Annotated in this window: 20 protein-coding genes; 15 read left to right on the plus strand and 5 right to left on the minus strand. The window is 62.9% G+C overall.

Features of this window, described 5'->3' with window-relative positions:
• Window positions 1-20 precede the first annotated feature (20 nt).
• Entirely contained in the window at window positions 21-1,616 is a 1,596-nt protein-coding gene (locus tag EKO19_RS06415; RefSeq protein ID WP_129776022.1) for an OpgD/OpgG family glucan biosynthesis protein, read from the plus strand.
• An 81-nt stretch (window positions 1,617-1,697) separates the two neighbouring features.
• Here the strand turns inward: EKO19_RS06415 and EKO19_RS06420 are convergent, their stop codons facing one another.
• Window positions 1,698-4,556, minus strand: coding sequence for a TonB-dependent receptor (locus tag EKO19_RS06420; protein ID WP_217705142.1), 2,859 nt, complete (start codon window positions 4,554-4,556; stop codon window positions 1,698-1,700).
• Between the two features lie 210 nt (window positions 4,557-4,766).
• On the opposite strand from EKO19_RS06420, the gene EKO19_RS06425 reads away from it, so the two are divergent.
• Window positions 4,767-5,300 carry an MEDS domain-containing protein gene (locus EKO19_RS06425; RefSeq protein WP_157995136.1) on the plus strand — a complete coding sequence of 178 codons (534 nt, stop codon included), beginning with the start codon at window positions 4,767-4,769 and terminating at the stop codon, window positions 5,298-5,300.
• On the opposite strand, the gene waaA is transcribed toward EKO19_RS06425, so the two are convergent.
• Complete coding sequence (gene waaA, locus EKO19_RS06430; RefSeq protein WP_129775522.1) at window positions 5,276-6,565, minus strand: lipid IV(A) 3-deoxy-D-manno-octulosonic acid transferase; 1,290 nt, start codon at window positions 6,563-6,565, stop codon at window positions 5,276-5,278. The two genes, EKO19_RS06425 and waaA, sit on opposite strands and share 25 nt — an antisense overlap.
• A gap of 54 nt (window positions 6,566-6,619) precedes the next feature.
• Here waaA and EKO19_RS06435 point away from each other — a divergent pair, with 54 nt between their 5' ends.
• Window positions 6,620-7,555 (plus strand): LpxL/LpxP family acyltransferase, encoded by a 936-nt coding sequence (locus EKO19_RS06435; protein ID WP_129775523.1) that lies wholly within the window; start codon window positions 6,620-6,622, stop codon window positions 7,553-7,555.
• Window positions 7,555-8,481, plus strand: a complete 927-nt coding sequence (gene lpxL / locus EKO19_RS06440) for an LpxL/LpxP family Kdo(2)-lipid IV(A) lauroyl/palmitoleoyl acyltransferase (RefSeq protein WP_129775524.1) — start codon at window positions 7,555-7,557, stop codon at window positions 8,479-8,481. Before EKO19_RS06435 ends, lpxL begins: the two co-directional genes overlap by 1 nt.
• Here lpxL and EKO19_RS06445 read toward each other — a convergent pair.
• Window positions 8,478-9,269 carry a 3-deoxy-D-manno-octulosonic acid kinase gene (locus tag EKO19_RS06445; protein WP_217705143.1) on the minus strand — a complete coding sequence of 264 codons (792 nt, stop codon included), beginning with the start codon at window positions 9,267-9,269 and terminating at the stop codon, window positions 8,478-8,480. The two genes, lpxL and EKO19_RS06445, sit on opposite strands and share 4 nt — an antisense overlap.
• Before the next feature lie 54 nt (window positions 9,270-9,323).
• Between EKO19_RS06445 and EKO19_RS06450 the strand changes: the two genes are divergently transcribed.
• The 4 genes from EKO19_RS06450 to EKO19_RS06465 all read left to right on the plus strand — a co-directional run bounded on the left by EKO19_RS06450 (window position 9,324) and on the right by EKO19_RS06465 (window position 12,739).
• Entirely contained in the window at window positions 9,324-10,319 is a 996-nt protein-coding gene (locus tag EKO19_RS06450) for a glycosyltransferase family 9 protein (RefSeq protein WP_407676640.1), read from the plus strand.
• Window positions 10,320-10,408: 89 nt separating this feature from the next.
• A complete protein-coding gene (locus EKO19_RS06455; protein WP_129776023.1) occupies window positions 10,409-11,242 on the plus strand; it encodes a glycosyltransferase family 2 protein in 834 nt (277 codons plus the stop codon).
• 10 nt (window positions 11,243-11,252) lie between these two features.
• Complete coding sequence (locus EKO19_RS06460; RefSeq protein WP_129775527.1) at window positions 11,253-12,284, plus strand: CDP-glycerol glycerophosphotransferase family protein; 1,032 nt, start codon at window positions 11,253-11,255, stop codon at window positions 12,282-12,284.
• A 62-nt stretch (window positions 12,285-12,346) separates the two neighbouring features.
• A complete protein-coding gene (locus tag EKO19_RS06465) occupies window positions 12,347-12,739 on the plus strand; it encodes a DUF6165 family protein (RefSeq protein WP_129775528.1) in 393 nt (130 codons plus the stop codon).
• Window positions 12,740-12,755: 16 nt separating this feature from the next.
• On the opposite strand, the gene EKO19_RS06470 is transcribed toward EKO19_RS06465, so the two are convergent.
• Complete coding sequence (locus tag EKO19_RS06470) at window positions 12,756-13,310, minus strand: phosphatase PAP2 family protein (protein WP_217705146.1); 555 nt, start codon at window positions 13,308-13,310, stop codon at window positions 12,756-12,758.
• Between the two features lie 215 nt (window positions 13,311-13,525).
• Between EKO19_RS06470 and EKO19_RS06475 the strand changes: the two genes are divergently transcribed.
• From EKO19_RS06475 to aceK, 4 genes are all read left to right on the plus strand, one after another.
• Entirely contained in the window at window positions 13,526-14,212 is a 687-nt protein-coding gene (locus tag EKO19_RS06475) for a response regulator transcription factor (protein WP_129775529.1), read from the plus strand.
• Window positions 14,169-15,515 carry a sensor histidine kinase gene (locus tag EKO19_RS06480; RefSeq protein WP_157995138.1) on the plus strand — a complete coding sequence of 449 codons (1,347 nt, stop codon included), beginning with the start codon at window positions 14,169-14,171 and terminating at the stop codon, window positions 15,513-15,515. Before EKO19_RS06475 ends, EKO19_RS06480 begins: the two co-directional genes overlap by 44 nt.
• A gap of 112 nt (window positions 15,516-15,627) precedes the next feature.
• Entirely contained in the window at window positions 15,628-16,929 is a 1,302-nt protein-coding gene (gene icd, locus EKO19_RS06485) for an NADP-dependent isocitrate dehydrogenase (RefSeq protein WP_129775531.1), read from the plus strand.
• A gap of 200 nt (window positions 16,930-17,129) precedes the next feature.
• Window positions 17,130-18,893 (plus strand): bifunctional isocitrate dehydrogenase kinase/phosphatase, encoded by a 1,764-nt coding sequence (gene aceK, locus EKO19_RS06490; RefSeq protein WP_129775532.1) that lies wholly within the window; start codon window positions 17,130-17,132, stop codon window positions 18,891-18,893.
• A gap of 44 nt (window positions 18,894-18,937) precedes the next feature.
• Here the strand turns inward: aceK and EKO19_RS06495 are convergent, their stop codons facing one another.
• Window positions 18,938-19,513, minus strand: coding sequence for a hypothetical protein (locus EKO19_RS06495; protein ID WP_129775533.1), 576 nt, complete (start codon window positions 19,511-19,513; stop codon window positions 18,938-18,940).
• A 203-nt stretch (window positions 19,514-19,716) separates the two neighbouring features.
• Between EKO19_RS06495 and EKO19_RS06500 the strand changes: the two genes are divergently transcribed.
• From EKO19_RS06500 to EKO19_RS06510, 3 genes are all read left to right on the plus strand, one after another.
• Window positions 19,717-21,087: a metal-dependent hydrolase family protein gene (locus EKO19_RS06500; protein WP_129775534.1), complete on the plus strand. Its 1,371-nt coding sequence runs from the start codon at window positions 19,717-19,719 to the stop codon at window positions 21,085-21,087.
• Window positions 21,088-21,267: 180 nt separating this feature from the next.
• The gene (locus tag EKO19_RS06505; RefSeq protein ID WP_129775535.1) at window positions 21,268-22,110 is read left to right on the plus strand and encodes a LytR/AlgR family response regulator transcription factor; all 843 of its coding nucleotides are present in this window, start codon (window positions 21,268-21,270) and stop codon (window positions 22,108-22,110) included.
• Window positions 22,111-22,297: 187 nt separating this feature from the next.
• Complete coding sequence (locus EKO19_RS06510; protein WP_129775536.1) at window positions 22,298-24,520, plus strand: xanthine dehydrogenase family protein molybdopterin-binding subunit; 2,223 nt, start codon at window positions 22,298-22,300, stop codon at window positions 24,518-24,520.
• Window positions 24,521-24,528: the final 8 nt, after the last annotated feature.

Genomic DNA, 24,528 nt, shown 5'->3' on the forward strand with positions numbered 1-24,528 from the left:
AGCAACTTGGACCACTCATGATCCGACGTCGCGAATTCTTGCAATCCGCTGCCCTGCTTTCCGCACTCTCCGCTACCGGTCTCGCTTCCGCCGCGGAGCAACCCTATCGCGGGCCTGCCGAGCCCTTCGATTACGCCGTGCTCAAGGGCAAGGCGCGCGCGCTGGCGAGCAAAGCGTACGAGCCACCGGAGAAGCTGGCGCCGAAAGTCCTGGTCGACCTGGGCTACGACGAATATCAATCGATTCGATTCAAGCGCGAAGACGCGCTCTGGACCGATCTGCCCAACGGCAATTTCCGTTTGGAATTTTTTCACATGGGGCGCGGCTTCAAGGAGCCGGTGCGCATGCATGAGATCGTCGACGGTCAGGCGCGCGAGATTCTGTATCGCCCCGAGCTGTTCGACCTGGGTCGCAGCGGCATCAATGCCCGCAAGCTGCCCAAGGACCTGGCCTGGGCCGGCTTCCGCATTCATACCGTCACCGATTGGGAAAGAGACGTTGCGTCCTTCCTCGGTGCAAGTTACTTCCGCAGCGTCGGCAGCGACACCAGACAGTTCGGTTTGTCCGCGCGCGGCCTCGCCATCGACACGGCGTTGGATCCGGAAGAGTTCCCTCGCTTCACCGAGTATTTCCTCGAGCGTCCCAAGCCCGATGCGCGAACGTTGGTGATCTACGGCTTGATGGATTCGCCGAGCGTCGCCGGCGCCTATCGATTCGCGCTGACGCCGGGCGCGCCGCAGATCATCGAAGTTGATGCGGCCGTTTATCCGCGCAAGGCGATTCGACGCCTCGGCATCGCCCCGCTCACCAGCATGTATCAAGTCGGCGAGAACGATCGCCGCATGGGTTACGACTGGCGGCCGGAGATTCACGATTCGGACGGCCTGTCGCTGTACACGGGCAACGGTGAATGGTTGTGGCGGCCGTTGAGCAATCCGCCGCTGCTGCGCTTCAACTCCTATCTCGACGAGAATCCGCGCGGTTTCGGTCTGCTGCAGCGGGATCGCGATTTCAACAACTATCAGGACGACGGTGTGTTCTACGAGCGCCGCCCGAGCCTGTGGATCGAACCGAAATCGCCGTGGGGCAAAGGCTCGGTGCAGCTCACCGAAATCCCGACCGTGGATGAAACGTTCGACAACATCGTCGCGTTCTGGAATCCGGCGACACCGGTCAAGGGCGGCGAAGAGCTGCTGTTCAGCTACAACATGTACTGGGGCACGCAGATGCCCGTGTCTTCCAACCTTGCCGAAGCAGTCGCGACGCGCACGGGTCTCGGCGGCGTGGTGGGACAGCGGCGACGTTATTTCTCGTGGCGCTTCGCCATCGACTTCAAGGGCGGCGAGCTTGCAACCCTGCCCCGGGGAGCGAAGGTCGAGCCGGTCATTCACGTGTCGCGTGGCGAGGCCGAGATCACCTCAGCGCGTCCGCTGTTCGAGATCGACGGCTACCGAGCCATGTTCGATGTGAAACTGCTGGACGACAGCATGGACCCGGTCGACATCCGCCTGTACCTGCGCGTCGGCCATCTGCCGCTGACCGAGACGTGGACCTATCAGTGGTCGCCACCGCCGCTGAAAGATCGCTTGCTCATGCTTCAGCAAGCGGGCCACTAAAGCGGCGCAACGCGCGGCCGCCGGTGCACGATGCACCGGCGGCCGCCATTCCAGAACGGCTGCTTGAGACGAGGCAGCTCGTCAGAACCTGTAACGGAAGCCCGTCTTCCCGGTCCACGAATACTCTTCATACTGCAGCAGCCGCTTGCGACCGCCCAGGTTCTGATACGCGACGTACGGCTCGTCGCCCAGGTTCACGAACTCGGCGAACACCTGGAACTGCGGCGTCACGCGATACTTGGCACTGAGATCGAACTGGATGTGATTTTCGACGTACCGGTCGTTCTCGGGATCGTCGCCCAGCTCATCCAGATATTTGTCCCGATAAGCCGCCGTCAACCGGAAGCTCAGCGCTCCCTTCTCGTAACCCAGCGATGCGTTGAACGTATTCTCCGCCGAAGCCGGCAGCGAGATGGTGCGGCCGTTGAAGTCGCCTTCGGCATCGGTGTACGTGTAGTTGAAACCAACGATCACGCCATCGAGCGGCGCCGGCAGGAAGTTCAGCGACTGCTGATAGCTGAGCTCGAAGCCCTTCACCTTCGCTTCATCGCCGTTCTGCGGAATCAGCGCTTCGGTGAACGCGACGCCGAGGAACTCCGAGTCCTGGTACACGACGTCGACGATGAAGTCCTCGATGCGCTTGTAGAACACGCCCGCCTGCAGCACGCCGTTGCTGCCCAGGTACCATTCGGCGGACAGATCGAGGTTCCAGGCGTCGTAAGGCTTCAGCTCGGGATTGCCGAACTCGCCCTCACGCAAAACGACTTCATCGCCGTTGTCATCCTCGTCAACGGTCTCCTCGACCACGAAGCGTGGCGCCAACTGGCCAATCCGTGGACGCACCAGACTGCGATAGATGCCCAAACGCAGCAGCACATCCTCGGCGGCCTGATAGCGAACGTTCAAGCTCGGCAACACATCCGTGTATTCGCGATCGAAGCTGGTCGGCGTCACATTCACTTCTTCCTCTTCGTCCACGAATTCGACGCGGTTCGCGCGAATGTCGTTGCGCGTCTGTTCGACACGCACGCCCCCCACGAGACGTAGCGGCCCCTGATCGAGGCGACCGAGGATGTAACCCGCGTAGATGTCTTCATCGACGCTGTAGTCGGCAATGTTCGATTCGAACCTGGTGTCGAGATCGTTCAACTCGAAGTCCGCGATGTTGCGACTGATGAAATCGCGCACCGCCGGGCCATTGGGCACCGGCCCGATACCTGCGAGACCGTAGCTCGGCGAGCCCGCGACGTCCGCCAGCGTGAAGTCGCCGTCGAAGCCGTCGAAAATGTCCGCTTGCTTGTCGTAGGTCTTTTCGCGCTGCCGGGCCTTGGCGCCGAACTGGACCGTGAACTGACCGCTGCTCAGTGCGAAGTCGCGCGAGATATCGAAGCGCGCCGCCAGCTCCTCGTCCTTGGACAAGCTGAGTGAAGTGCGCTCGACTTTGTCGAACTCGTACTCCGCCGCGTCGCTGAATGCCGCGACGTTGTTGCCGCTCAGCGTGTAACGCGGCAGGCGCCAGTCGCCGTAGTTGAAGCTCACATCGAGCTCGTCGTCGCCGTCGAACGCGCGCTGGAACTCGACCGGGTCGAGCGAGCCGGCCTCGCGCTCCTTGGCGGCCGACCAGGAGCCGTTGTATTTGAACGTCCACTCGCCGGCGAAAGTCTCACCGCCGACGTTGAGCGACGTGATGGTCTGTTTCTCAAAACGATCCTTGATGTCGCGGGTGATCTGGATCTCGCCGTCGGCATCCGAGAAATTCGCCACGTCGGCGCCACCGCTGTTGGGATCTTCGTCCATCTCGAAGACCACGCGGCCGCGATACTCCTGATCTTCGAACTCGCTGCGCAGGAAACGTGCGTACAACGTCGTCGTGTCGCTCGCGCGGAAGTCCAGCGACAGTGAGCCACCCAGCCGCTTGCGTTCCACGTCGTAGTCGCGATATTCGACCGTGTCCGCGAAGGCCACGTCGTCGCTCACGTCCCAGCCATCCATCTCGATGTTGTCGGTGGAGAACTTGCGCTTGTAATAGGACAGGCCGCCGGCGATGCCGAGGCGATCGCCGATCATGCGTGAGAAATCCAGGCTGCCCTTGGGCGACCAGTCGTGGTTCATCTCGTTGAACGAGCCTTCGCCCGAGAACGACAGGAACGGCTCCTTGCGATCGAAGGCACTGGTGGTATTGATCTCGATGGACGCGCCGATGGTGTCGGCATCCATGTCGGGCGTCAGCGACTTCTTGATTTCGATGGATTCGATCAGCTCGGCGGGAATCACATCGAGCGCGACCGAGCGCACATCGGATTCGGGCGCCGGCACGCGCGCGCCATTGATGGACGCGGCGTTCAGATCGGGTGACAGGCCACGCACTGCGACGAAACGGCCTTCGCCCTGATCGTTGAGCACATTGATGCCCGCGACCCGGCGCAACGATTCCGCCGCGTTCTGATCCGGGAACTGACCGATACCGTCGCGGCTCAGCACGCTCTCGACGCCGTCCGCCGCGCGCTGACGGGACAGGGCGCTGGCGAGGCTGGCCTGCTGGCCGACCACCAGCACGTTTTCGATATAACCGCCATCGGCGCGGGCCGTGCCAAGCAGGATATCAGCGCTGCGCGTATCGCCGGCAACATCAACTTTTGTTTCGACCGCGGGAGCGCCGACGTACTGAGTCCGCAATGTGTAGGTGCCGTCCGGAACATCGCCAAAACGAAACAATCCATCGCTGCCCGTTGGCGCACGACGCTGCAATTCGACGATCTCGACCTCGGCGCTCTGCAGAAATTTGACGCCGGAAGCATCGCTCACGCGCCCCGACAGCGAGCCCGCCAGCGCCGCCGATGTCACCCACGAACCGGCCACGAGCCAGGCCGTCAAAGTCACCGGTGTGGACCAAATACCACGCCCTTCCCGGCGCCAATCCGAGCCTTTCTGAATTTTCACGACAATGCTCCCGCGACTGTAGCTGTGATTCGCGGGACGCTTTATGCAGTGGAGTCGTGACGCTGACGTTGCAATGAAATGACGAGACGGCGACAAAGTACCGCGATCACTTCGGAAAGCAGCACTGCTCGCGGGCACTGTCATGCAATTATCATCTGCACCGTCTCGCAAGGAATGCACGGGAATCAGCGGCTCGACACACCCGGCACCATGAGCAATACAGAGCACATCGTTCAATTTTTTCGCAGCGACGAAGAGTACGTGCGCGCCGCGGGCTATTTCCTGCAAGAAGGCCTGGAAGCGGGCGAGACCTGCGTGGCAGTCGCGACCGCCGAGCATCATCTGCAGCTCGATCGGCATTTACTCGCTGTCGGGCTGGATCCGAACATGCTGTCGGCCGAATATCGCTATGTACCGCTGCAAGCGGAACAAATGCTGGCGACATTCCTCGATGCACGCACCGGAATCGATCAGGAGCGCTTTCATCGACAGTTCAATCTGTTGATCAGTCAGGCCAGCTCGCGTGGACAACCCGTACGAATTTTCGGCGAAATGGTCTCGCTGTTAGCCGATCAAGGTCGGTCCGCCGCGGCCATCCAGCTGGAAGAGCTGTGGAACGAGCTCAGCCGCCAGCACCACTTCAGTTTGTTCTGTTCTTACAAAGTGTCGCCGTTCACCGAAAACCCGCGCTATCGCAAGCTTCTGCACAGCATTCACAGTCACGTGGTGTGCGAAGGCGCCTGAAGCAGCGGTTCGATCAGCTCCACCACCCGGCTCAGCGCACCCCGATTCGCCGCCACGATGGCCTTGGCTTTCGCGCCCATCTCCGCACGCGCGCCCGGGCTCGCGTACAGCTCCAGAATCGCCGCGGCCAATTGCTCGCCGGAATTTACTTCGCGAGCCGCCCCACTCTCGATCATCAGTTGCGCGATATCGGGTCCGTTGAAATTGTGGGGCCCCACCAGAATCGGACGCTCGAGCACCGCGGGCTCGAGCAGATTGTGACCGCCGACCGTCGCAATCAAACTGCCGCCCACGAACGCGATGTCGGCCGCGGCGTAGAACGTCATCAGTTCACCGAGCGTATCGACCAGTAACACCGACGTGGCGGGCGTCACCGATTCATTCCGGCTGCGCGCGGCAAACTCGACCTGCTCGCTCTTCAACCAGGCGCGCACGGCATCGAAACGATTTGGATGACGAGGCACGAGCACGAGCAATGCGTCGGCCCGTTGTGAAGTCACGATTCGATGCGCGGCGAGCACTTGCTGCTCTTCACCGTCGTGCGTACTGCCCGCCACCCATACGGGGCGGTTGGCGAGCTGAGTGGCGCGCAACGTTTGTCCGGCTTCGAGCGCTGCCTGCGGCACTTCGATATCGAATTTCACATTGCCCGTGACCAGCACCCGTTGCGCACCGATGGAACGATATCTCTCCGCATCCTGCGCGGTCTGAGCAGCCACCGTGACATTCCCCGACAGCGCATCACGAAACAGTGACGCAAACTTTCGATGCCGGACTGCGGACCGCTCGGAGATGCGTGCGCTCGCAAGCAGAATGGGAATGCGACGCCGCTGGCACTCTGCGAACAGATTCGGCCAGATCTCGCGCTCCATCACGATGGCCAGCCGCGGCCGCACCCGATTCAGGAAGCGCCGCACCGCGCCCGGCAGGTCGTAGGGCAAATAGGCATGACGGACGGAGTCGCCGAACAATGACCGCACCCGTTGCGCGCCGGTCGGGGTGGCGGTCGTGATCAAGATCAAATGCTGTGGATATTTTTTCAGTAGGGTACGGACCAGCGGCGCGGCGGCCTGCACCTCGCCCACCGACACCGCATGAACCCACAGGCAGGAGGCGGCACTCGATGACGCGCCCCCCCGCGTGTATCCCCATCGCTCCGGCAACCGATCGCGATAAGCGGGATCGCGCAGGCCTCGCAAGGCCGTGCCCACCCATACAATGGGCGCAAACACATGGAGCAGTGAGGTATAGACGGAACGCAGCATGTTGTGGTGTTCTTCTATAAGATGGTACCCGCAACTGCTGCCATCTATGAAGTGATGACTACATCACCGACGGCTCCATCCACTCAACGCGTCGCGCTTTCCCGCTTTCTCGGACCAAGGTTCTGGCCGATCTGGCTCGGGCTGGGCATCGTTCGCGCCCTGAATGTTTTGCCATTGCGCGCGCAGCTGGCGGTGGGGCGCGCGCTCGGACGGCTGGCGTATCGCTTCGCCCGACGGGATCGCCGCATCGCTGCCATCAATATCGCGCTGTGCCTGCCCGGCCTGTCCCCGGCCGAGCGCGACGATCTGGTCCGCGAGCACTTCGAATCGCTGGGCTGCACGCTGCTCGAGACCGGCCTGGTCTGGTGGGCCAGCGAAGCGCGCCTGCGCAAGCTCATTCAGTTCGACGGCGAGGAACATTTGCGGGCCGCGCTGGCCAGGGGCCGTGGCGCGCTGATGCTGAGCGCGCACTTCACCACCTTGGAAATGGGGGCGCGCGCGTTGACGCTGCTCGGTCCGACCAGCGTCATGTATCTCACGCCGAGCAATCCGCTGATCGCCGAGCTGTCGCGCCGGAACCGTGAAAGACACACCGTGCAGGCGGTGACCAGCGAGCAGATCCGCGAGCTGCTGACCAATCTGAAGAACAATTTGCCGGTGTGGTACGCGCCCGATCAGCGCTACACCGGCAAGAACAGCGCGACCGTGCCGTTCTTCGGCGTGCCCGCCGCCTCCAACGTCGCCACGTCCCGACTGGCGAAGATCTCCGGCGCGCCGGTGCTCCCCTATTTCCCTGAACGCCGCGCCGACAACTCCGGCTATGTGATCGTCATTCATCCGCCGTTGGAGCCGTTTCCCTCCGACGACCCGGTGGCCGACACGCTGCGGTTTCATGAGCTGATCGAAGATCACGCCCGCCGCAACCCGGCGCAGTACCTGTGGACCTACAAGCGCTTCAAGCGCCCCGACTACGACCCGTATCGACGTTGATGAAGACGCTGTTGCCCCTGCTCCGCCCGCACTACTGGCCGACCTGGCTGGCCATTGGCATGCTCAAGGCGCTGCAACCGTTGCCCGTGCCCGTGCTCACTCTGCTGGGCCGTGCGCTCGGCAGTTTCGCCGTGCGGCTGCCCATGTCGTTCGTGCGCATCGCGCGGACCAACATTAACATCTGTCTGCCGGAGCTTTCCGATCAACAGCGCGAGTTGCTGCTGAAGGAACATTTCAAGAGCCTGGGCCTGGGCATTTTCGAGACCGCAATGGCGTGGTGGGGCTCGAACCGCCGCATCGCGCGCATCACTCAGCTCGAAGGCCGCGAGCATTTGCGCGCGGCCCTGGAACGAGGCAAGGGCGCCATCCTGCTCAGTGCCCATTTCACCACGCTGGAAATCGGTGGGCGCGTGCTGTGCGATGAGTTGAAGCGCGAGATCAACATCATGTATCGCCCCACCGCCAACGCGGTGCTGGAACGATTCCTGGCGAAAAATCGTATCGATCACACCAAGCGAGCCATCCAGCGCGACGACGTGCGCACTCTGATCACGGCGCTGAGAGCGAACGAGCCGGTGTGGTATGCCCCCGATCAGGCGTATCGCAAGAAAGGCGCGGAGATGGTGCCGTTCTTCGGCATCCCCGCCGCGACCAACACCGCCACTTCGCGTCTTGCCCGTATGACCGGCGCGGCAGTGCTGCCGTACTTTCAGGAGCGCCTGCCGAGTGGCGACTATCGGATGGTGATCTCTCCGATGCTGGAGAACTTTCCCAGCGACGATCCGGTCGCGGACGCGCAGCGCTTCAACGCATTGATCGAATTGCAGGTCCGTCGCTTCCCCGAGCAGTACCTGTGGATCCACCGCCGCTTCAAAGGCCTGTCGCCGGACTACCCGGACTACTACAAGCGCAAACGCGCCCGTTAACCGGCCGCGTCCATCAGCCACTGCCACTGTTGCTCGCCGAATCTCACATCGGCGCGCTGGCCTTTGATCTTTTCCAGCGAGCGTCGCAGGCGCGCCAGCACCGCTAGTTCCCACGCGCCTCGGGCCTCGATCCGACCGCGGTCGAAGTCGAGCAGATAAACCTGGGATAGGTTTTCGGCGAGCAGGATGTTGTTGGCGTTGAGATCGGCGTGATGCACGCCTTCGCGATGAAAGGCCCCGACGGTCTTGCCGACCGCGCGCCAGCCCGCCTCGGGCAGATCGTGACCGGTGATCGTATCGGCGAGCGTGCGCGTGCCAGGCAACAGCTCGGTGATCAAGTCGGCACGATAAGTTAACAAGCCGCGAACGTAACGAGCCGCGATCGGCGCCGGCACCGGTAAACCCCGACGACGCAGCTCGGCAAGTAAGCGCCATTCAGCAAAGGAACGGGTTCGTGCCGCGCCGGACCAGAGATAGCTGTCCTGCGACAGCCTGGCGATCAAGCCGCCGCGCCGATAATGGCGCAGCACCCAGCGGACGCCTGCAACGCCCACATCCGAATTGGACCGATTCGAGTTGAAACCGGCCCCGCTCACATTCAATACGGCAATCGAGCTGCGCCCGCCCGCGATCTCCTCCAGCGCATTGCGCGACGCCCAGTGAGATCGCGAGAACAATTGTTCGTCTGGCTTACTTAGACGCGAGGCGTCGTATAGGATGCCGCCGCCGGCGGTGGCGATGAATTGCTCGTCGGTCATTTCGGACGGCAAATGTATAACGTCACTCATCCACCTGCCAGCGTCTGCATCCTGCGGCTCTCGGCGATCGGCGACACCTGCCATGTGTTGCCGGTCATCCGCACGCTGCAGCGGGTCTGGCCCGACACACGGATCACGTGGGTCATCGGCCGCCTGGAAGCCAGGTTGTTCGGGCATTTGCCCGACGTCGAGTTCATCGTCGTCGACAAGCGCGAGGGCACACTGAAGGCGCGCAACAAGCTGAAGCAGCTGCTGCGCGGCCGGACTTTCGACGTGCTCATGCATATGCAGCTGTCGCTGCGCGCGAGCGTCCTTTCGACCGCCATTCCGGCAAAGATCCGGCTCGGCTTCGATCGCAGCCGGGCGCGCGAGATGCAGTGGATGTTCACCAACCTGCGCATCGCGCCGGCCGCCCACCAGCACGTGATGGACAGCTTCTTCGGCTTCGCCGAGAAGTTCGACGTCTACGAGAAGCTGCTGCGCTGGGATATTCCACTCACCGCCGACGCCGTCGCCTACGCCGAGCGGGTCATTCCCCAGCCCGGCAACACCCTGATCATCAGCCCCTGCTCCAGTCATCAGCTGCGCAACTGGCGGGCCGAGTACTACGCCGAGGTCGCGGACTACGCGATCGCTTCGCTCGGCATGCGGGTGATTCTGTGCGGCGGCCCGAGCGACATCGAGCGGCGCACTGGCGAGCAGATCGTCGGGCTGATGAAGCAGAAATGCGAGAACACCATCGGCCAGGACACGCTGCTGCAGTTCTTCGCCACCCTGGAACGCGCGACGGCTCTGCTCACGCCCGACTCCGGCCCGGCGCACATGGGCACGGCTGCCGGCATTCCGGTGATCGGCTTGTACGCCGCGACCAATCCGGCGCGCAGCGGGCCTTATTTGAGCCGTCAGTGGTGCGTCGACAAGTACGACGTCGCCTCGCGCAAGCTGCTGGGCAAGCCCGCCGCCGAGATCCCCTGGACCACCAAAATCCAGCGTCCCGGCGTGATGGACCTGATCACCCCCGACGACGTCATCAAGAAGCTGCACGCGCTGCTGCTGAGCCTGGCGCGCCATAAGAAATAGCGAGCCTGCCGGGCAGGATGCCCGAACGCAGCAGGCACATGGACGTGCAGGACTGGCCATTGCCCGAGCACGCTGCGAAACTGGCGGTCATGGCCGACTCCAGTCAGCTCCCGAAGCTGCCCATCACCCTCCTGATCATCGCGCGCAACGAGGCGTCCGCGATCGGCCGCTGCCTGGACAGCGTGCCGTTCGCCGCCGAAAAACTGGTGATCGACTCGGGCAGCACCGACGGCACGCAGGAAGTGTCGCAACGGCACGGCGCCCGGGTGGTCTTTCAGGAATGGCTGGGCTTCGGACCGCAACGCAATTTCGCCAGCCTTCAGGCCAGCCACGACTGGATTCTGGTGCTCGATGCCGACGAAGCCCTGTCGCCCGAGCTCGCCAACGAACTGCGCGAGCGCCTGCCCCAGCTGATGCAGTCATCGAATGCCGGTGCAATTCTGCGGCGACAGACCTGGTACATGGGCGCGCCGATGCGCTGGTATCGTCCGATGGTTGGCGAGCGCATGGGCCGCCTCTATCATCGCGGCCGCGCGCGCTGGACCGACGTGCGCGTGCACGAGTCACTGCGCTTCGAGGGGCCGACGCCGACGCTCAAGCATCCGTTCATTCACTTGAACAATCCAACCCTGGTGCACAAGCAGCTCAAGACGTTGCGTTACGCCGAGCTGAAGGCACGGGACTGGCTGGATCGCGGCAAGCCGGTGAACATGTGGCTGACGCCGTTTGTTTATCTGACCGCGTTCATCAAGGACTACTTTCTGCGACTGGCGTTTCTCGACGGTTGGCGCGGCTTCATCGTGTCGCAGACCGCCGCGACGTATGCCGCTTACAAGCGCATGCGTTACTACGAGATGCGCCGGAATCCCGAATCGCGTGACATGGCCGCCAACTTGCTACACGGATACGGACTGGACCCCTGAATATCATAAAGTGACAAAACACTATCTTCTCTACGGCTCGGAGCGTTACGCGCTCGCCATTCTTCGTCCTCTGCAGGAAGCGATCCGCGCGCGCGGACACAAGGCCGCCTGGTTCTTCGACGGCCCGGGCGGTGAAGAGCTCCGCCCCGATGAAACATTCCTGCGTACGACGCGCGAAGTGCGCGAGTTCGCGCCCATCGCGGTGCTCACTTCCAGCAACGCCGTGCCGCATTTCTTTCCGGGCGTGAAGGTCGAAGTGTTTCATGGCTTCGACGCCGGCAAGCCGCGCCACATTTATATTCGCGGCTTCTTCGATCTGTACTGCACGACCGGTGCGCGCGACACGCAATCGTTCACCGAAATCTCGCGCAAGCTGGGACACTTCGCCGTCAAGGAAACCGGCTGGCCCAAGCTCGATCCGTTCATGCGCGAGCATGGCGCCCCCGAACCGCCGCCGGTTCGGCCGCAGCCGGTGATTCTGTATCACTCGACGTTCTCGCCTTCGTGGAGCGCGGCCGCCATTCTCTACGACAACATTCGTGAGATGTCGCGCACCGGCCGCTGGCGCTGGATCGTGACTCTGCATCCGAAGAGCGCGCCCGAGACGGTTGCCAGGTACAAGGCATTGGAGAATGACTATCTCCGCTTCGCCACCGAAGACAACATTCTCGACCTGTTCCCGCAGGTGGACATGATGATCTCGGACACCTCGTCCGCGCTGAACGAGTTCCTGCTGACCTACAAGCCGGTCGTCACCTTCAAGAACCGCCGGCCCGGTCCGCAACTGATCGATATCGACTCGCCGGAGCAGTTGCAGCCTTCGATCGAGAAGGCTCTGTCGCGCCCGCCACAGCTGATGCAAGCGATCCGCGAGTACGCCGACTCCATCCATCCTTACCGCGACGGTCACTCGAGCGAACGAGTGCTCGACGCGGTCGACCAGTTCATCGCCGCCGGTGCCCGCAATCCCAAGCCGAAACCCGGCAACTGGTGGCGTAAACTCAAGATCCGCAAACGCCTGGGCTATTGGGGGCCGAGCTGACCCCGCCGGCCCGCTTTTCCTGACGGCGCGCAGCGCCCTTAAATATTTTCTCCGTGGTCACCATGAGCACCGAAATCAAAGTTCCCATCTCCCCCGGCGAGCTGATCGACAAGATCACCATCCTGGAGATCAAGGCCGCCAACATCAGCGACGTGACCAAGCTGGCCAACGTCAAAGTGGAGCTGCAGCTGCTGCAGGAAACCTGGCAGGCCTCGGCCTATGCCTCGAGCAACATCGACGCGGAATGGAAACAGCTGCGCGACGTGAACAAGAAGCTCTGGGACATCGAGGACGACATCCGCGACAAGGAGCGGCAGCGCAAATTCGATCAGGAGTTCATCGAGCTGGCGCGCGCCGTCTACATCAACAACGACGAGCGCGCGGCCGTGAAGAAGACGATCAACACCAAGCTGGGTTCGAAGATCGTCGAAGAGAAGAGTTACGCGAAGTATTGAAGCGGCGGTTCCCGGTTCAGACCGGGAACACCGCCATGCTGACAGTGGCCAGGGTCGCGCCGATGATGGCACCAGCAGCCACATCGGTCGGGTAGTGCAGGCCCAGCACTACGCGTGACGCCGCCACCAACGTGGCGAACGGCACCAACAACCAGGCCAGCTCCGGATAGCTGGAGACGGCCAGGATCGTGAAGCTCACCGCATGCAGCGTGTGGCCCGACGGGAAGCTGTAACGGTCCAGCGCCGGCGTGCCGGGCACGATGCCCGCGAGCGAAATATACGGACGCTCGCGCACCAGGCGAGACTTCAGGTACTTGTACAGCAGCACCCCGACAATGCCGACCACCGCCATCCGTACCGAGGGCATGACGGCCGATTCGCCATAAATCGCCGGCAGCAGGAAGATCAGGATGTACCAGAACACACCGTCGCCGAGCTTGCTGACGGCGGCGAACAGGTCACGGACGATGCGCCGCCGCTGGCAGCCTCGGTTCAGGCGCAGGCACCACGCGTATTCGTACGCGTCGACTCTGCGAAATATTCCGTCCACTCGTGCCGTAGTCATGGTCATGGCAGACACCTCGCGCGATGAGTTCGCGCAGTGTCAATTTGCGCTCGGCATGCTGCGACAGCTTGACGAAGCCGTGACATTTGTGTGATGGCGGACCCGAAAACCGCGTTTGGATCACGTTTTTCAGGTATTTGCCGAGAACGGGGCGCGTTCCCGTACAATGTGACAACGATGTTTCAACGTGACCGAACCTATCCCGGCCGATATTTCCGCGCATGCGCCTGCTCCTGATCGAAGACCACCGTGACATCGCCGCCAACATCGCCGAGTTCTTCGAGGCGACCGGCGACACTGTCGAACATGTGCTCGATGGCGAGCGCGGCCTGCAATTGGCGCTGAATCAGAGCTACGACGCCATCGTGCTCGACCTGATGCTGCCCAGCCTGGACGGCCTGTCGCTGTGCCGGCAGCTGCGGCAGGCCGGTCACACGCGCGTGCCGGTGCTGATGCTGACCGCGAAAGATCTGCTTCAGGACAAGATCGAGGGCTTCGAGGCCGGCGCCGACGACTATCTGGTCAAACCGTTCTCGCTGGCCGAGCTCGACGTGCGCTTGAAAGCACTGATCCGTCGCGCGACCGTGGCGCCCGCTCAACGCTTGCTGACCGTCGGCGATCTCACATTCGATCTGGATACGCTGGAAGCCGAACGGGGTGGAGAACGAGTCAAGCTCAACCCGACCACCCGTCGGCTGTTGATCGTTTTGTTACAGAACTCGCATCGGGTGGTCACGCGCCAGGAGCTGGAGAAGGAGCTGTGGGGCGATCAGCCGCCGCAGGGCGACTTCCTCCGCGCGCACATGCATGCGCTGCGCACGGCCATCGACAAGAACTTCACGACCAAGTTGTTACATACCGTCCATGGCACCGGTTATCGACTTTCGGCGGAACCGCCTCGTCCGTAAGCTCGGCGAGCTGATCGCGCACCTCAGCCTGCGCGCGCGCATCGCCGGCACGATGATCGCGTTGCTGGCGGTCGCCGGCTTGATCCTGAGCGGCTGGGCCTATCTCGCCGACGAGCGTTTGAAACGAAACATCACGCTCGACCTGCTCTCCGAAGAGCTCACGCACTTCGAGCAGCGCCTGCATGCGGACCGCGGCGCTGAACCGTTGCGCTCGGCGCGCCTGAGCATTTACCGATCCAGCGATCTGGCCGAGCTGCCGCGACACATCGCCATGCTCAAGCCCGGCGAAATGCATCGGGTGCGCTCGGGCAAACGGTTGCTCGACGTGCTGGTCCGCGACGGCGATTTCGGCCGGCTCTACATCACCTACGATGTGACCGCTTACGCGACTCAGGAAAAGATCGCGCTATTGGTGCTGGGCTTGGGCGTGGTCGGCGTCGTTCTGGTCGCCGGTGCCGCCGCCACCGCGATCTCGCGTCGGCTGGTCGAGCCGGTGACCGTGCTCGCCGACCGGCTCACTCAGATCGATCCGGGCCAGCGGCACGTGCGCATCGGCGCGCAGTTCGCAGGCAACGAGCTCGAACCCATCGCGCGCTCCATCGATACATTCATGGAACGGCTCGACGGCTTCGTCGAACGCGAGCAGTCCTTCACCGCCACCGCCAGCCACGAGTTGCGCACGCCGCTCGCGGTCATGCGCGGCGCCGTGGAGTTGCTCGAAACGCAGACCGCCGGGCGCCCCGGGGCCGGCAAGGCCATCGCCCGCATTCAACGCGCCGTGCGCGAAATGACTGAATTCACCGACGCGCTGCTGGCCCTGTCTCGCGAGCCGCAGCTGGTCGCGCCGGCCGAAACGACCTGCGACGTGTACTCAGTGCTGGCGCGCGTGGTCGAGGACCAGCGCAGTGTTGCACCAGAAAAGCACATCGTCGTGGACCTTCACGGCGGCCCGGTGCGGGTCGCGGCCCCGGAAAGCATGGTGGCCATGACCCTGGGCAACCTGGTCCGCAACGCCGTCCAGCACGGCACTGGCACCGAGATCCTGTGCCGCTCACAAGGCCGCGAGCTGGTGGTCAGCAATGAGGGCGCTTTGCCTGCCGGACTCCCGCGGGATTTCCCCGGCCATGCTCCTTCCGTCGCACAGCCTTTGGGTCAGCTGGAAAACATCCCACCGCGCTTCACATCGCATCCTGGCGGGCACGGCATGGGCCTGTACCTGGTCAGGCGGATCTGCGAGCGCTATGGCTGGGCGATCCGGCTGGAAAACGCCGGCTCCGGCGTGACCGCCACAGTGAATTTCTGAGCGTCGGTCGACTACCACGCTCCAGGCCGGGACCGGCCCGGTTGTGATAGCATGCCGGCCCCCAAAATACCGGCAACCCACCTCTTACGAACCAGCTCCACGGAGTTCGTCGATGTCGACCGCAGTTAAACTGAACGTGCCCCCGCAGGGGCAGAAAATCACCATCCAGAACGGCAAGCTCAACGTTCCCGATCAACCCATCATCCCCTTCATCGAAGGCGATGGCACCGGTCCGGACATCTGGCGCGCCTCGGTGCGCGTGCTCGACGCAGCCGTGCAAAAGGCCTATGGCGGCAAGCGCAAGATCCATTGGATGGAGGTGTATGCCGGTCAGAAGTCGAATGACCTGTTCAACACCTGGCTGCCGGATGAAACCGTGCAGGCCTGCCGCGATTACCTGGTGTCCATCAAGGGCCCGCTGACCACGCCGATCGGCGGTGGCATCCGCTCCTTGAACGTGGCGCTCCGTCAGATGCTCGATCTGTACGTCTGCCTGCGCCCGGTGCGCTGGTTCAAGGGCGTGCCTTCGCCGGTGCGCACTCCGGACCGCGTCGACATGACCATCTTCCGCGAGAACACCGAAGACATTTACGTCGGCATCGAATTCGAAGCCGGCACGCCGGACAACAAGAAGTTCCTGGAAGCCTTCAAGGCCGCGTTCCCCAAGCAGTACGCGAAGATCCGCTTCCCCGAGACCTCGGGCATCGGCATCAAGCCGATTTCCCAGGAAGGCACCGAGCGCCTGTTCCGCTCCGCCATCGAGTACGCCATCGTCAACAAGCGCAAGAGCGTGACGATCGTGCACAAGGGCAACATCATGAAGTTCACGGAAGGCGCGTTCCGTAACTGGGCGTATGCGCTGGCGGAGAAGGAATTCGCCGAGCAGACCTACACCTGGGATCAGTGGGAGCGCACCAAGGCCGCCAAGGGCGAGAAGGCCGCGAACGAAGAGCAGGATGCCGCCAAGAAGGCCGGCAAGATCATCGTCAAGGACGCGATCGCCGACATCACTCTGCAGCAGGTGCTGACGCGCCCCGAAGAGTTCGACGTGATCGCCACCATGAACTTGAACGGCGACTATCTGTCGGACGCGCTGGCCGCGCAGGTCGGCGGCATCGGCATCGCGCCGGGCGGCAACGTGAATTACGTGACCGGTCACGCGGTGTTCGAAGCGACCCACGGCACGGCGCCGAAGTACGCCAACCTGGACAAAGTGAATCCGGGCTCGGTGATTCTCTCCGGCGAAATGATGTTGCGTTACATGGGCTGGACCGAGGCGGCCGACGCCATCATCAGCGCCATGGACAAGACCATCGGCCAGAAGACGGTCACTTACGACTTCGCGCGTCTGATGGAAGGCGCCAAGGAAGTGAAGTGCTCGGAATTCGGCGATGCTCTGATTCGCAATCTGTAATGTCGACAGGGGTGCCCTCTCCTTCCGGAGAGGGCATTCCCGCCAGTCTTTTTCCGGCGGCCCTCAATCGCCGTACGGCTCAAACCACTCCGTTCCGAGCCGTACCGCTCAAACCGCTCCGTTCCGAGCCGTACGGCGATTGAGGGCCTCTTACTTCTGGCGGTCGCGCGCATCACTGACAGCGCGGTAATATCTCAGACATGACTACGTCAGCAGCCAACGTTCTTTCTCGCGACGCATTGGTCGATACCTGCGCCGGCGCGCTCGTGCAATCGTTCGCCGATTACAACGCGGAATTTCGCTCCATCACGCGGCGGGCGCCTCAGCGCTTCGACGAGCGCGACTGGCGCGGCAGCCTGCGTGACGCGGTCGAGCGCATCGAGCTCTACGACAAGTGCGTCAATCGCGCCGTGCACCAGATGCAGGTACGACTCGGCGAAGACGTCACCGAGCGCGCGCTCTGGAGCAGTATCAAACGCCGCTTCACCGAGCTGATCGACGCCCTGCCCGACCTCGAATTCGACAAGACGTTCTTCAACTCCGTCACCCGTCGCACGTTCGGCACCATCGGTGTCGATGCCGCGGTGGAATTCGTCGCGCTGGATCTCGATCCCATCGCGTCGGTCAAGTCGCCGATCGAAACAAACGTTTATGTGAACCGCGGCTCGCTCGAGCTGCTGTTCGAGGAAGTGCTGGCCGACTTCCGCTTCCGCACGCCGTATCTCGACTTCGATCGCAGCATCCGCACGATCAGCAACGAAGTGCGCGCGCAGTGCGAAGTGGATGCCGATGCATCCAAGCCGCCGCTGCAGGTCGATCAGATCGAAATCATCCGCACCGTGTTCTTTCAAATGACGCGGGCCTACCTGGTCGGCCGCATTTCCGGCCCGGGCTGGCAGCTGCCGTTCGTGCTGGCACTGCAGAACACGGAAAGCGGCGTGCGCATCGACGCCGTGATGATGGACGAGAGCACCGTCAGCATCCTGTTCAGCTTCACGCGCTCGTATTTCCACGCCGACCTGGCGCACGTCGGTCAGGCCATCGTGTTCCTGAAGAGCATCCTGCCGCGCAAGCCGGTCAGCGAGCTGTACACCGTGCTCGGCCGCGCCAAGCAAGGCAAGACCGAGCGCTATCGCGAGCTCTTCAAACATCTGCAGAAGAGCGAAGATCAGTTCGTGCACGCACCGGGCGACAAGGGCCTGGTGATGATCTGTTTCACGCTGCCGTCGTTCGACGTGGTGTTCAAGATCATTCGCGACCGCTTCGCGTACCCCAAGAACATCCTGCGCGAAGAAGTGCAAAAGAAATACGAGATGGTGTTCAAGCACGACCGCGCCGGCCGGCTGGTCGACGCGCAGGAATTCAAACGCTTGAAGTTTCCGGCCGCGCGCTTCTCGAAGGAACTGGTTGCCGAGCTTCAGGATGAAGCCGCGAACACGGTGCACTTCGAGGACGGCTTCGTGATCATGGATCACGTCTACATCGAGCGCCGCATGACGCCGCTCAACCTGTACATCCGCAACGCTTCACGCGAAGACGCCGAGAAAGCCGTGCTCGACTACGGCCAGTGCATCCGCGACCTCGCGGTCACCAACATCTTTGCCGGCGACCTGCTGCTGAAGAACTTCGGCGTGACGCGTCACGCTCGCGTGATCTTCTATGACTACGACGAGCTGTGCGCAGTCACCGACTGCCGCTTCCGCGACGTCCCGCAATCGAAATTCGACGAAGACGACATGCGCGCCGAGGCGTGGTTCCACGTCAACGACAACGACGTCTTCCCCGAGACGTTCATGCAGTTCCTCGGCTTCGATCAGCACCTCAAGGACGTGTTCCTGAAAGTGCACGGCGAGATCATGACCGCCGAATGGTGGCGCGGCATCCAGCAGCGCCTGCGCGATGGAGAGGTACTGGAAGTGCTGCCCTATCACCGCCACCGCGTGCGGGTGTTCAGCAGCCTCTGAGCCCGATGACACGGGTGGCCGCATGGGCCACCCGTGAATCGCATTTAGAACATGTATCTGAAGATCAGCCGCGTCTGCGTACCGTTGGTCTTCTGCTCGATCTTCAGCGTCGACTGACTGATGCCGTTGCCGATGCGCGAAGTGGACTCGCCATCCACGTCCAGGAACGTGTAGCTGGCTTCACCGCCCACCGAGAAGTGGCCGCCGAACAAGTACTCGAAGCCCACTGTCGGCCCGATGCGATACCCGTCCTGATCGGTCTTGCCGTAGACCGGCAAACCGAAGCTGCTGTCATCCACCGTGGTGCTCTGGATATCGACGTAAGCCAGACGAGCGCCGTAATAGATGTGCGCGGTCTCCGCCACTTTCTTCAGGCCGAACACGCCGACGCCGAATTCCCATTGCTTGGTTTCCTGGCTGTCCGCGCCGGAACTCTGTGTATAGGTCTGTTCGTTCGAAACATAACGAACGCTCGGCTCGATCCGGAACGACGGGGTGATATCCACCGGCACATACAGAAAGCCGTCGTCCGAGCGCGCCGAGATGCCGACGCCGAAGTCCGCGGCCAGAGCGCTTCCCGAACACAGCGCCAACCCCACGGCTACATATAATTTTCGCATTCAAACTCCTCTGCTCCATTTTGGAGTGCGGGGAGTTTCCGGCATTGCCTTGCGGCCGGCTGTGCATGCGTCACAATTCGCCCGGTTTCGACCGTTCCGTGCATGAGATATGCAATCGGCGCGTCGGGCTGGCTGCAGTGGCGCCGCTTCCCTAAGATCGCTCGCGAGCGTCGATTTCCCACCTTTCAGAGGATTCAAAAAATATGCAGCGATCGCTTCTGCCTCGTTCTTCTCTGCTCCTGGCTGGTGTGCTCGCCCTGCTGAGCTCCGTGTCGAGCACGGCGCAGGCCCCCACGCCCGTCAGCAAAGTCGTTTATATCCACGCCGGCACGCTGCTCGACAATCCCGGCGCCAGGCCGCGCGGCAATTCGACGCTGATCGTGCGCGATGGCAAGATCGAAGCGATCCGCGACGGTTTCGTCGCGCCGGAAGGCGGTGCGAAGCTGGTCGATCTGAGCAAGCAGTTCGTGCTGCCCGGCCTGATCGACATGCACGTTCACATCTTCAACGACGATAACAAGCTGCGCGCCCGCATCGAGCAGAACAATCGCGACGTCGAAGACAACTTTGTGATCGGCATCGACAACGCACGCCGCACGCTCGAAGCCGGCTTCACGACGTTGCGCGATCTCGGCTCCGACGTTCACAGCGTCACGGCGCTGCGCGATGGCATCAACAGCGGCATGCTGGTCGGCCCGACGCTGTACGTCGCGGGACGCAGCATCTCCATCACCAGCGGTCACGGCGACGGCTCCAACAACACCAATCGCGACATCGCCGAAATGGTGCACGAGCACGCCAACAACACCTGCAATGGTGCAGACGACTGTCGCCGCGCCGTGCGTGCGCAGATCTCTCAAGGTGCGGACGTGATCAAGTTCGCCGCGACCGGTGGCGTGAACAGCAACATCGCCGGTGGCTTGAATCAGCAAATGTTTGCTGACGAAATGAAAGCCATCATCGATACCGCGCACATGTTCGGTCGCAAAGTGGCCGCGCACGCGCATGGTAACAATGGCATCAAGGCGGCCCTCGAGGCCGGCGTCGACTCCATCGAGCACGGTACCTACACCGACGCGACCACCAACGCACTGTTCAAGAAGACCGGCGCCTGGTTCGTCCCGACCATGGTCGCCCCGCACGCCGCGCTGGCACAGGCGCAAGCCGGCGCCCGTTCGCAGAACACCCTGCTAAAGGCACAGGAAGCCGTGGCGAGCCATGCAAAGAACACGGCGCTCGCGATCAAGGACGGTGTGAAGATTGCGTTCGGCACCGACTCGGGCGTCGGCGATCACGCCAAGAATGCCAAGGAGTTCGCGCTCCTCGTGCAGGCCGGCATGACGCCCGCCAGCGCGATCCGTGCCGCAACCATCGATGCCGCCACGCTGCTGGGCCAAGAGGCGCGCATCGGCTCGCTGGCAGCCGGTAAAGATGCAGACATCATCGCCGTCAACGCCAGCCCGCTCGAAGATGTGACTCGCCTCGAGAACGTGGGCTTTGTCATGCGCCGGGGCGTCGTGCACAAGATCGACGGCCAGCGTCAGCCGTTCCCGGAACAGCTCGCGAGCCGCTGAGCGGCGCTCGACGACGTTCCCAGGTGGCGCTGACCGGCTCCGGTCAGCGCCCCTCGCTCCGAGGGAACAAAATCCGGCCGCGCAAGTCATCACTTCCGGTTCCCGGCTTCATGGGGTTGTCACAGCAGGGGACCAGGGTGTTAACTTCGGCGTCGTTTCCGATCCGTCGGGAGACTCACCGTGTCGGCCAGTAGCATTCATTTCCCCCGTGCGGCCGCCTGGCCGCTGCGTAGCGACTTCAAGACCTCGCTGATCTGCTGGGGCGGGTTCATCCTCCTGCTGTCCTGCTACTGTGTGGTGTATCAGGCCGTCGTCGACAACGTCCCGGCGAACTTCACCGCCTCCTTCATCTATGTCTTCAAGAACTGGGGCGTGTGGCTGGTCAGCACCCCGGTCATCTTCGCGACTCTGCGCAAGTACTCCACGAAATGGCACGACCGCGCGGTCGAGTTCGTCGCATTGGTGGCGGTGGTGGTCTCCCTGTCCGCGGCGGTGCCGGTCACCATCGATTTGCTGACACACGCGCGCGACGCGTCGACCAGCCTGATGATTTTCCTGCCCCGCTATGTCGCCGTGGTTGGCGTCGTCTATCTGGTCTGGCACGTCTTCCTGAGAGAGCGCCGGGCGGAGACCGCGACGGCGAATGTTTCGCCGCCGCCGGCGATCGAACCCGCTGCGCCCGCCGCCGAGCCGCCAGCCACCCTGCTGGTCAGCAAGGGCGGCGATCAATGTTTGATCCAGATCAATCGCATCGAGTGCGTCAGCGCCGCCGGCAATTACGTCGAGATCGTCGAGCGCGGCCATCGTTATCTGCTGCGTGCCACGCTCAAGCAGGTCGAGGACCTGCTGCCCGCCACCGATTTCATTCGTATTCATCGTTGCCATCTGGTGCGGCGGGATGAAATCGAACGCATCAAGAGCCAACCCTCGGGCAACGGCACCGTGCAACTCCGCGGCGGTCAGCTCCTGCCCATGAGCAAAAAGCACAAACAAGCGCTGCAACGGTATCGCCCGGCGGAATAACGCCCCACCACCGCTGGCCGGCACGACGCATTGATTCGCAAGGCGCTGGACGTTCGTCCCAACGAGCCGCCATTCGTCCCTGACCCGCCTCCATTCGTCACATCGAGGCCCTGGCCGTCACATTTCGCTGGCCCGCCCCGGGCCTTGCCGCTGCAATGGCCTCCTAGCCAAGGAGAGCCCTGCCGCCATGCGAGCGCCGTCCATCGCGCCCCCTCTGGACCGTCGTACGTTCCTGAAGGCCTCGGCATCCGCCGCCGGCGCACTGCTGATTTCGATCCCCCTGCCTCCCCGTTCGTCGTTGGCTGCGCGAACGGTGGAGGCGTCCCCTTCCTGGTGCGTGTATCTGACCCTGCATCCGGACAACAGCGCCGAGCTGATGTCGCCGGTCATGGAGATGGGCCAGTTCATGCGTACCACCGGCCCGATGATTCTGGCCGACGAGATGGACCTGGACTGGTCGCGGGTGACCCTCACCCGGGACGAACCGGTCCGGATGATCAGAGATGACAAGGGCGAGGTGACTTACCAATACGGCCAGGCCAATGCCGGCGGCAGCCAGACCGTGCGCAATAACTGGGACTACATGCGCCGCGCGGGTGCGACGGTCCGTCGCATGCTGATCGAAGAAGCGGCGGATCGCTGGCAGGTCCCGGCGGACACGCTGATTACTCGCGACAGTTTCGTCATGGACCAGGCTGGAACCCGCCGGATCAGCTACGGCGAGCTCGCCGGCAAGGCTGCGCAGCGCCGCGTGACCCCAGAGCAGGTCGAGCTCAAACAACGTTCCGACTATCGCATCATGGGCAAGGATGCCGGTGTCGCGGATATTCGCGACATCGTGATGGGACGCCCGCTGTTCGGCATCGACGAGGACTATCCGAACGCTCTGCAGGCAGTCATCGAGCGAGCGCCGGCGCTCAACGCGGAGATCGCGGGCTACAACAAGAATGCAGCGCTGGCCGTGCCGGGTGTACGTCAGCTCATCGAGCTACCGCGCAAAGTCGAAGATCATTGGCCGGGTGGCGACGCGCAGGTTCTGGCGGCCGGCATTGCCGTGCTCGCCGACAGCCTGTGGGCGGCGATGCAAGGGCGCAAAGCACTGGCCGCTCGATGGAAGAACGCCGCCACTGACGACTCGACGCTGCAGCTTCAACAGTTTCATCGTCTCGTACAGAGCAACGACACGGCGGAGAAACTCGTCGACGACGGCGACGTGGACGCCGCGTTCGCCACGGCCGATCTGGTGCTCGATCACACGTACGAGAAGCCGCTGTTCGCGCATGCGTGCATGGAACCCTACAACTGCATTGCTGACATTCGCAGCGATGGCGCCACCATTGTCACAGGCCATCAGGTTCCGCATTGGGTCGCGCGCGAGGTCGAAAGCATCACCGGGCTCGATGCATTGAAAGTCAAAGTCATCAGCAAGCGTATGGGCGGCGGGTTCGGTCGTCGCGCGGAGCTCGATTACCTGCGTGAAGCGGTGACGTTGAGCCATCGGATCAAACGCCCGGTCAAAGTGACCTGGACTCGCGAAGACGAGATCCAACGCGATTTCTTCGATGCCGCCGCCGTCATGCGCGTGCGAGCAGCGCTGAAGAACAAGCGCATCGTCGGCTGGCATCATCGCCAGGCACAGACCCGCGGCTGGCCCGAAGCCCGCGACTATTTCCCCGCGAAGGTCGTGTCGAACTATCGCGTCGAACGCTTTCCGCCCACATCGAACATTCCTTGCGGGCCATGGCGCGCGCCCACTCAGTTGCAATGGGCCTTCGCCACCGAATCCATGCTCGACGAGCTCGCGCACGCGGCCGGCGAAGACCCGCTCGCGTTTCGTCTGCAATGGCTGCAACCGTACCAGGAACATCCCATCGAGAACTGGGCGGCCAGGAGCATTCACTCCGGCCGCATGGCTGCCTGTTATGAAGCGGCCGCGCGACTCGCCGATTGGAAACGTCCGCGTCCCAAAGGCACGGGCCTGGGAATTGGTGGCCATTTCACGTTCGGTACCTATGCCGCGTGCGTGCTCGAAGTCAGTGTCAGCGACAACGATGAACTGAAAATCCTGCGCGCCTGGGGCGCGATCGACTGCGGCTTCGCGATCAACCCGAATCACATCCGGGCGCAAATGGAAGGCGGCTTCATCGACGGTTTGAACGCGGCACTGTTCAACGCTGTGCACGTCAGCGAAGGCCGAGTCGTGAACGACAACTTCGGCAAGTTGCGCTGGATGAGGCTGCGCGAAGCGCCGCTGTCCATCGAAGTTGAAATCATCGACAGCGGTTACGCTCCCACCGGCGTCGGCGAGCCGCCCGTCCCTCCCGCCGGCGCCGCGCTGGCGAACGCCATCTTCGCCGCGTGCGGCAAACGCGTGCGTCGCATGCCCATCGCCGACAGCTTCAAGATCTGAGCCCGCCC

It is taken from the genome of Peristeroidobacter soli, assembly GCF_004138485.1.
GTDB classification, from domain to species: domain Bacteria; phylum Pseudomonadota; class Gammaproteobacteria; order Steroidobacterales; family Steroidobacteraceae; genus Steroidobacter; species Steroidobacter soli.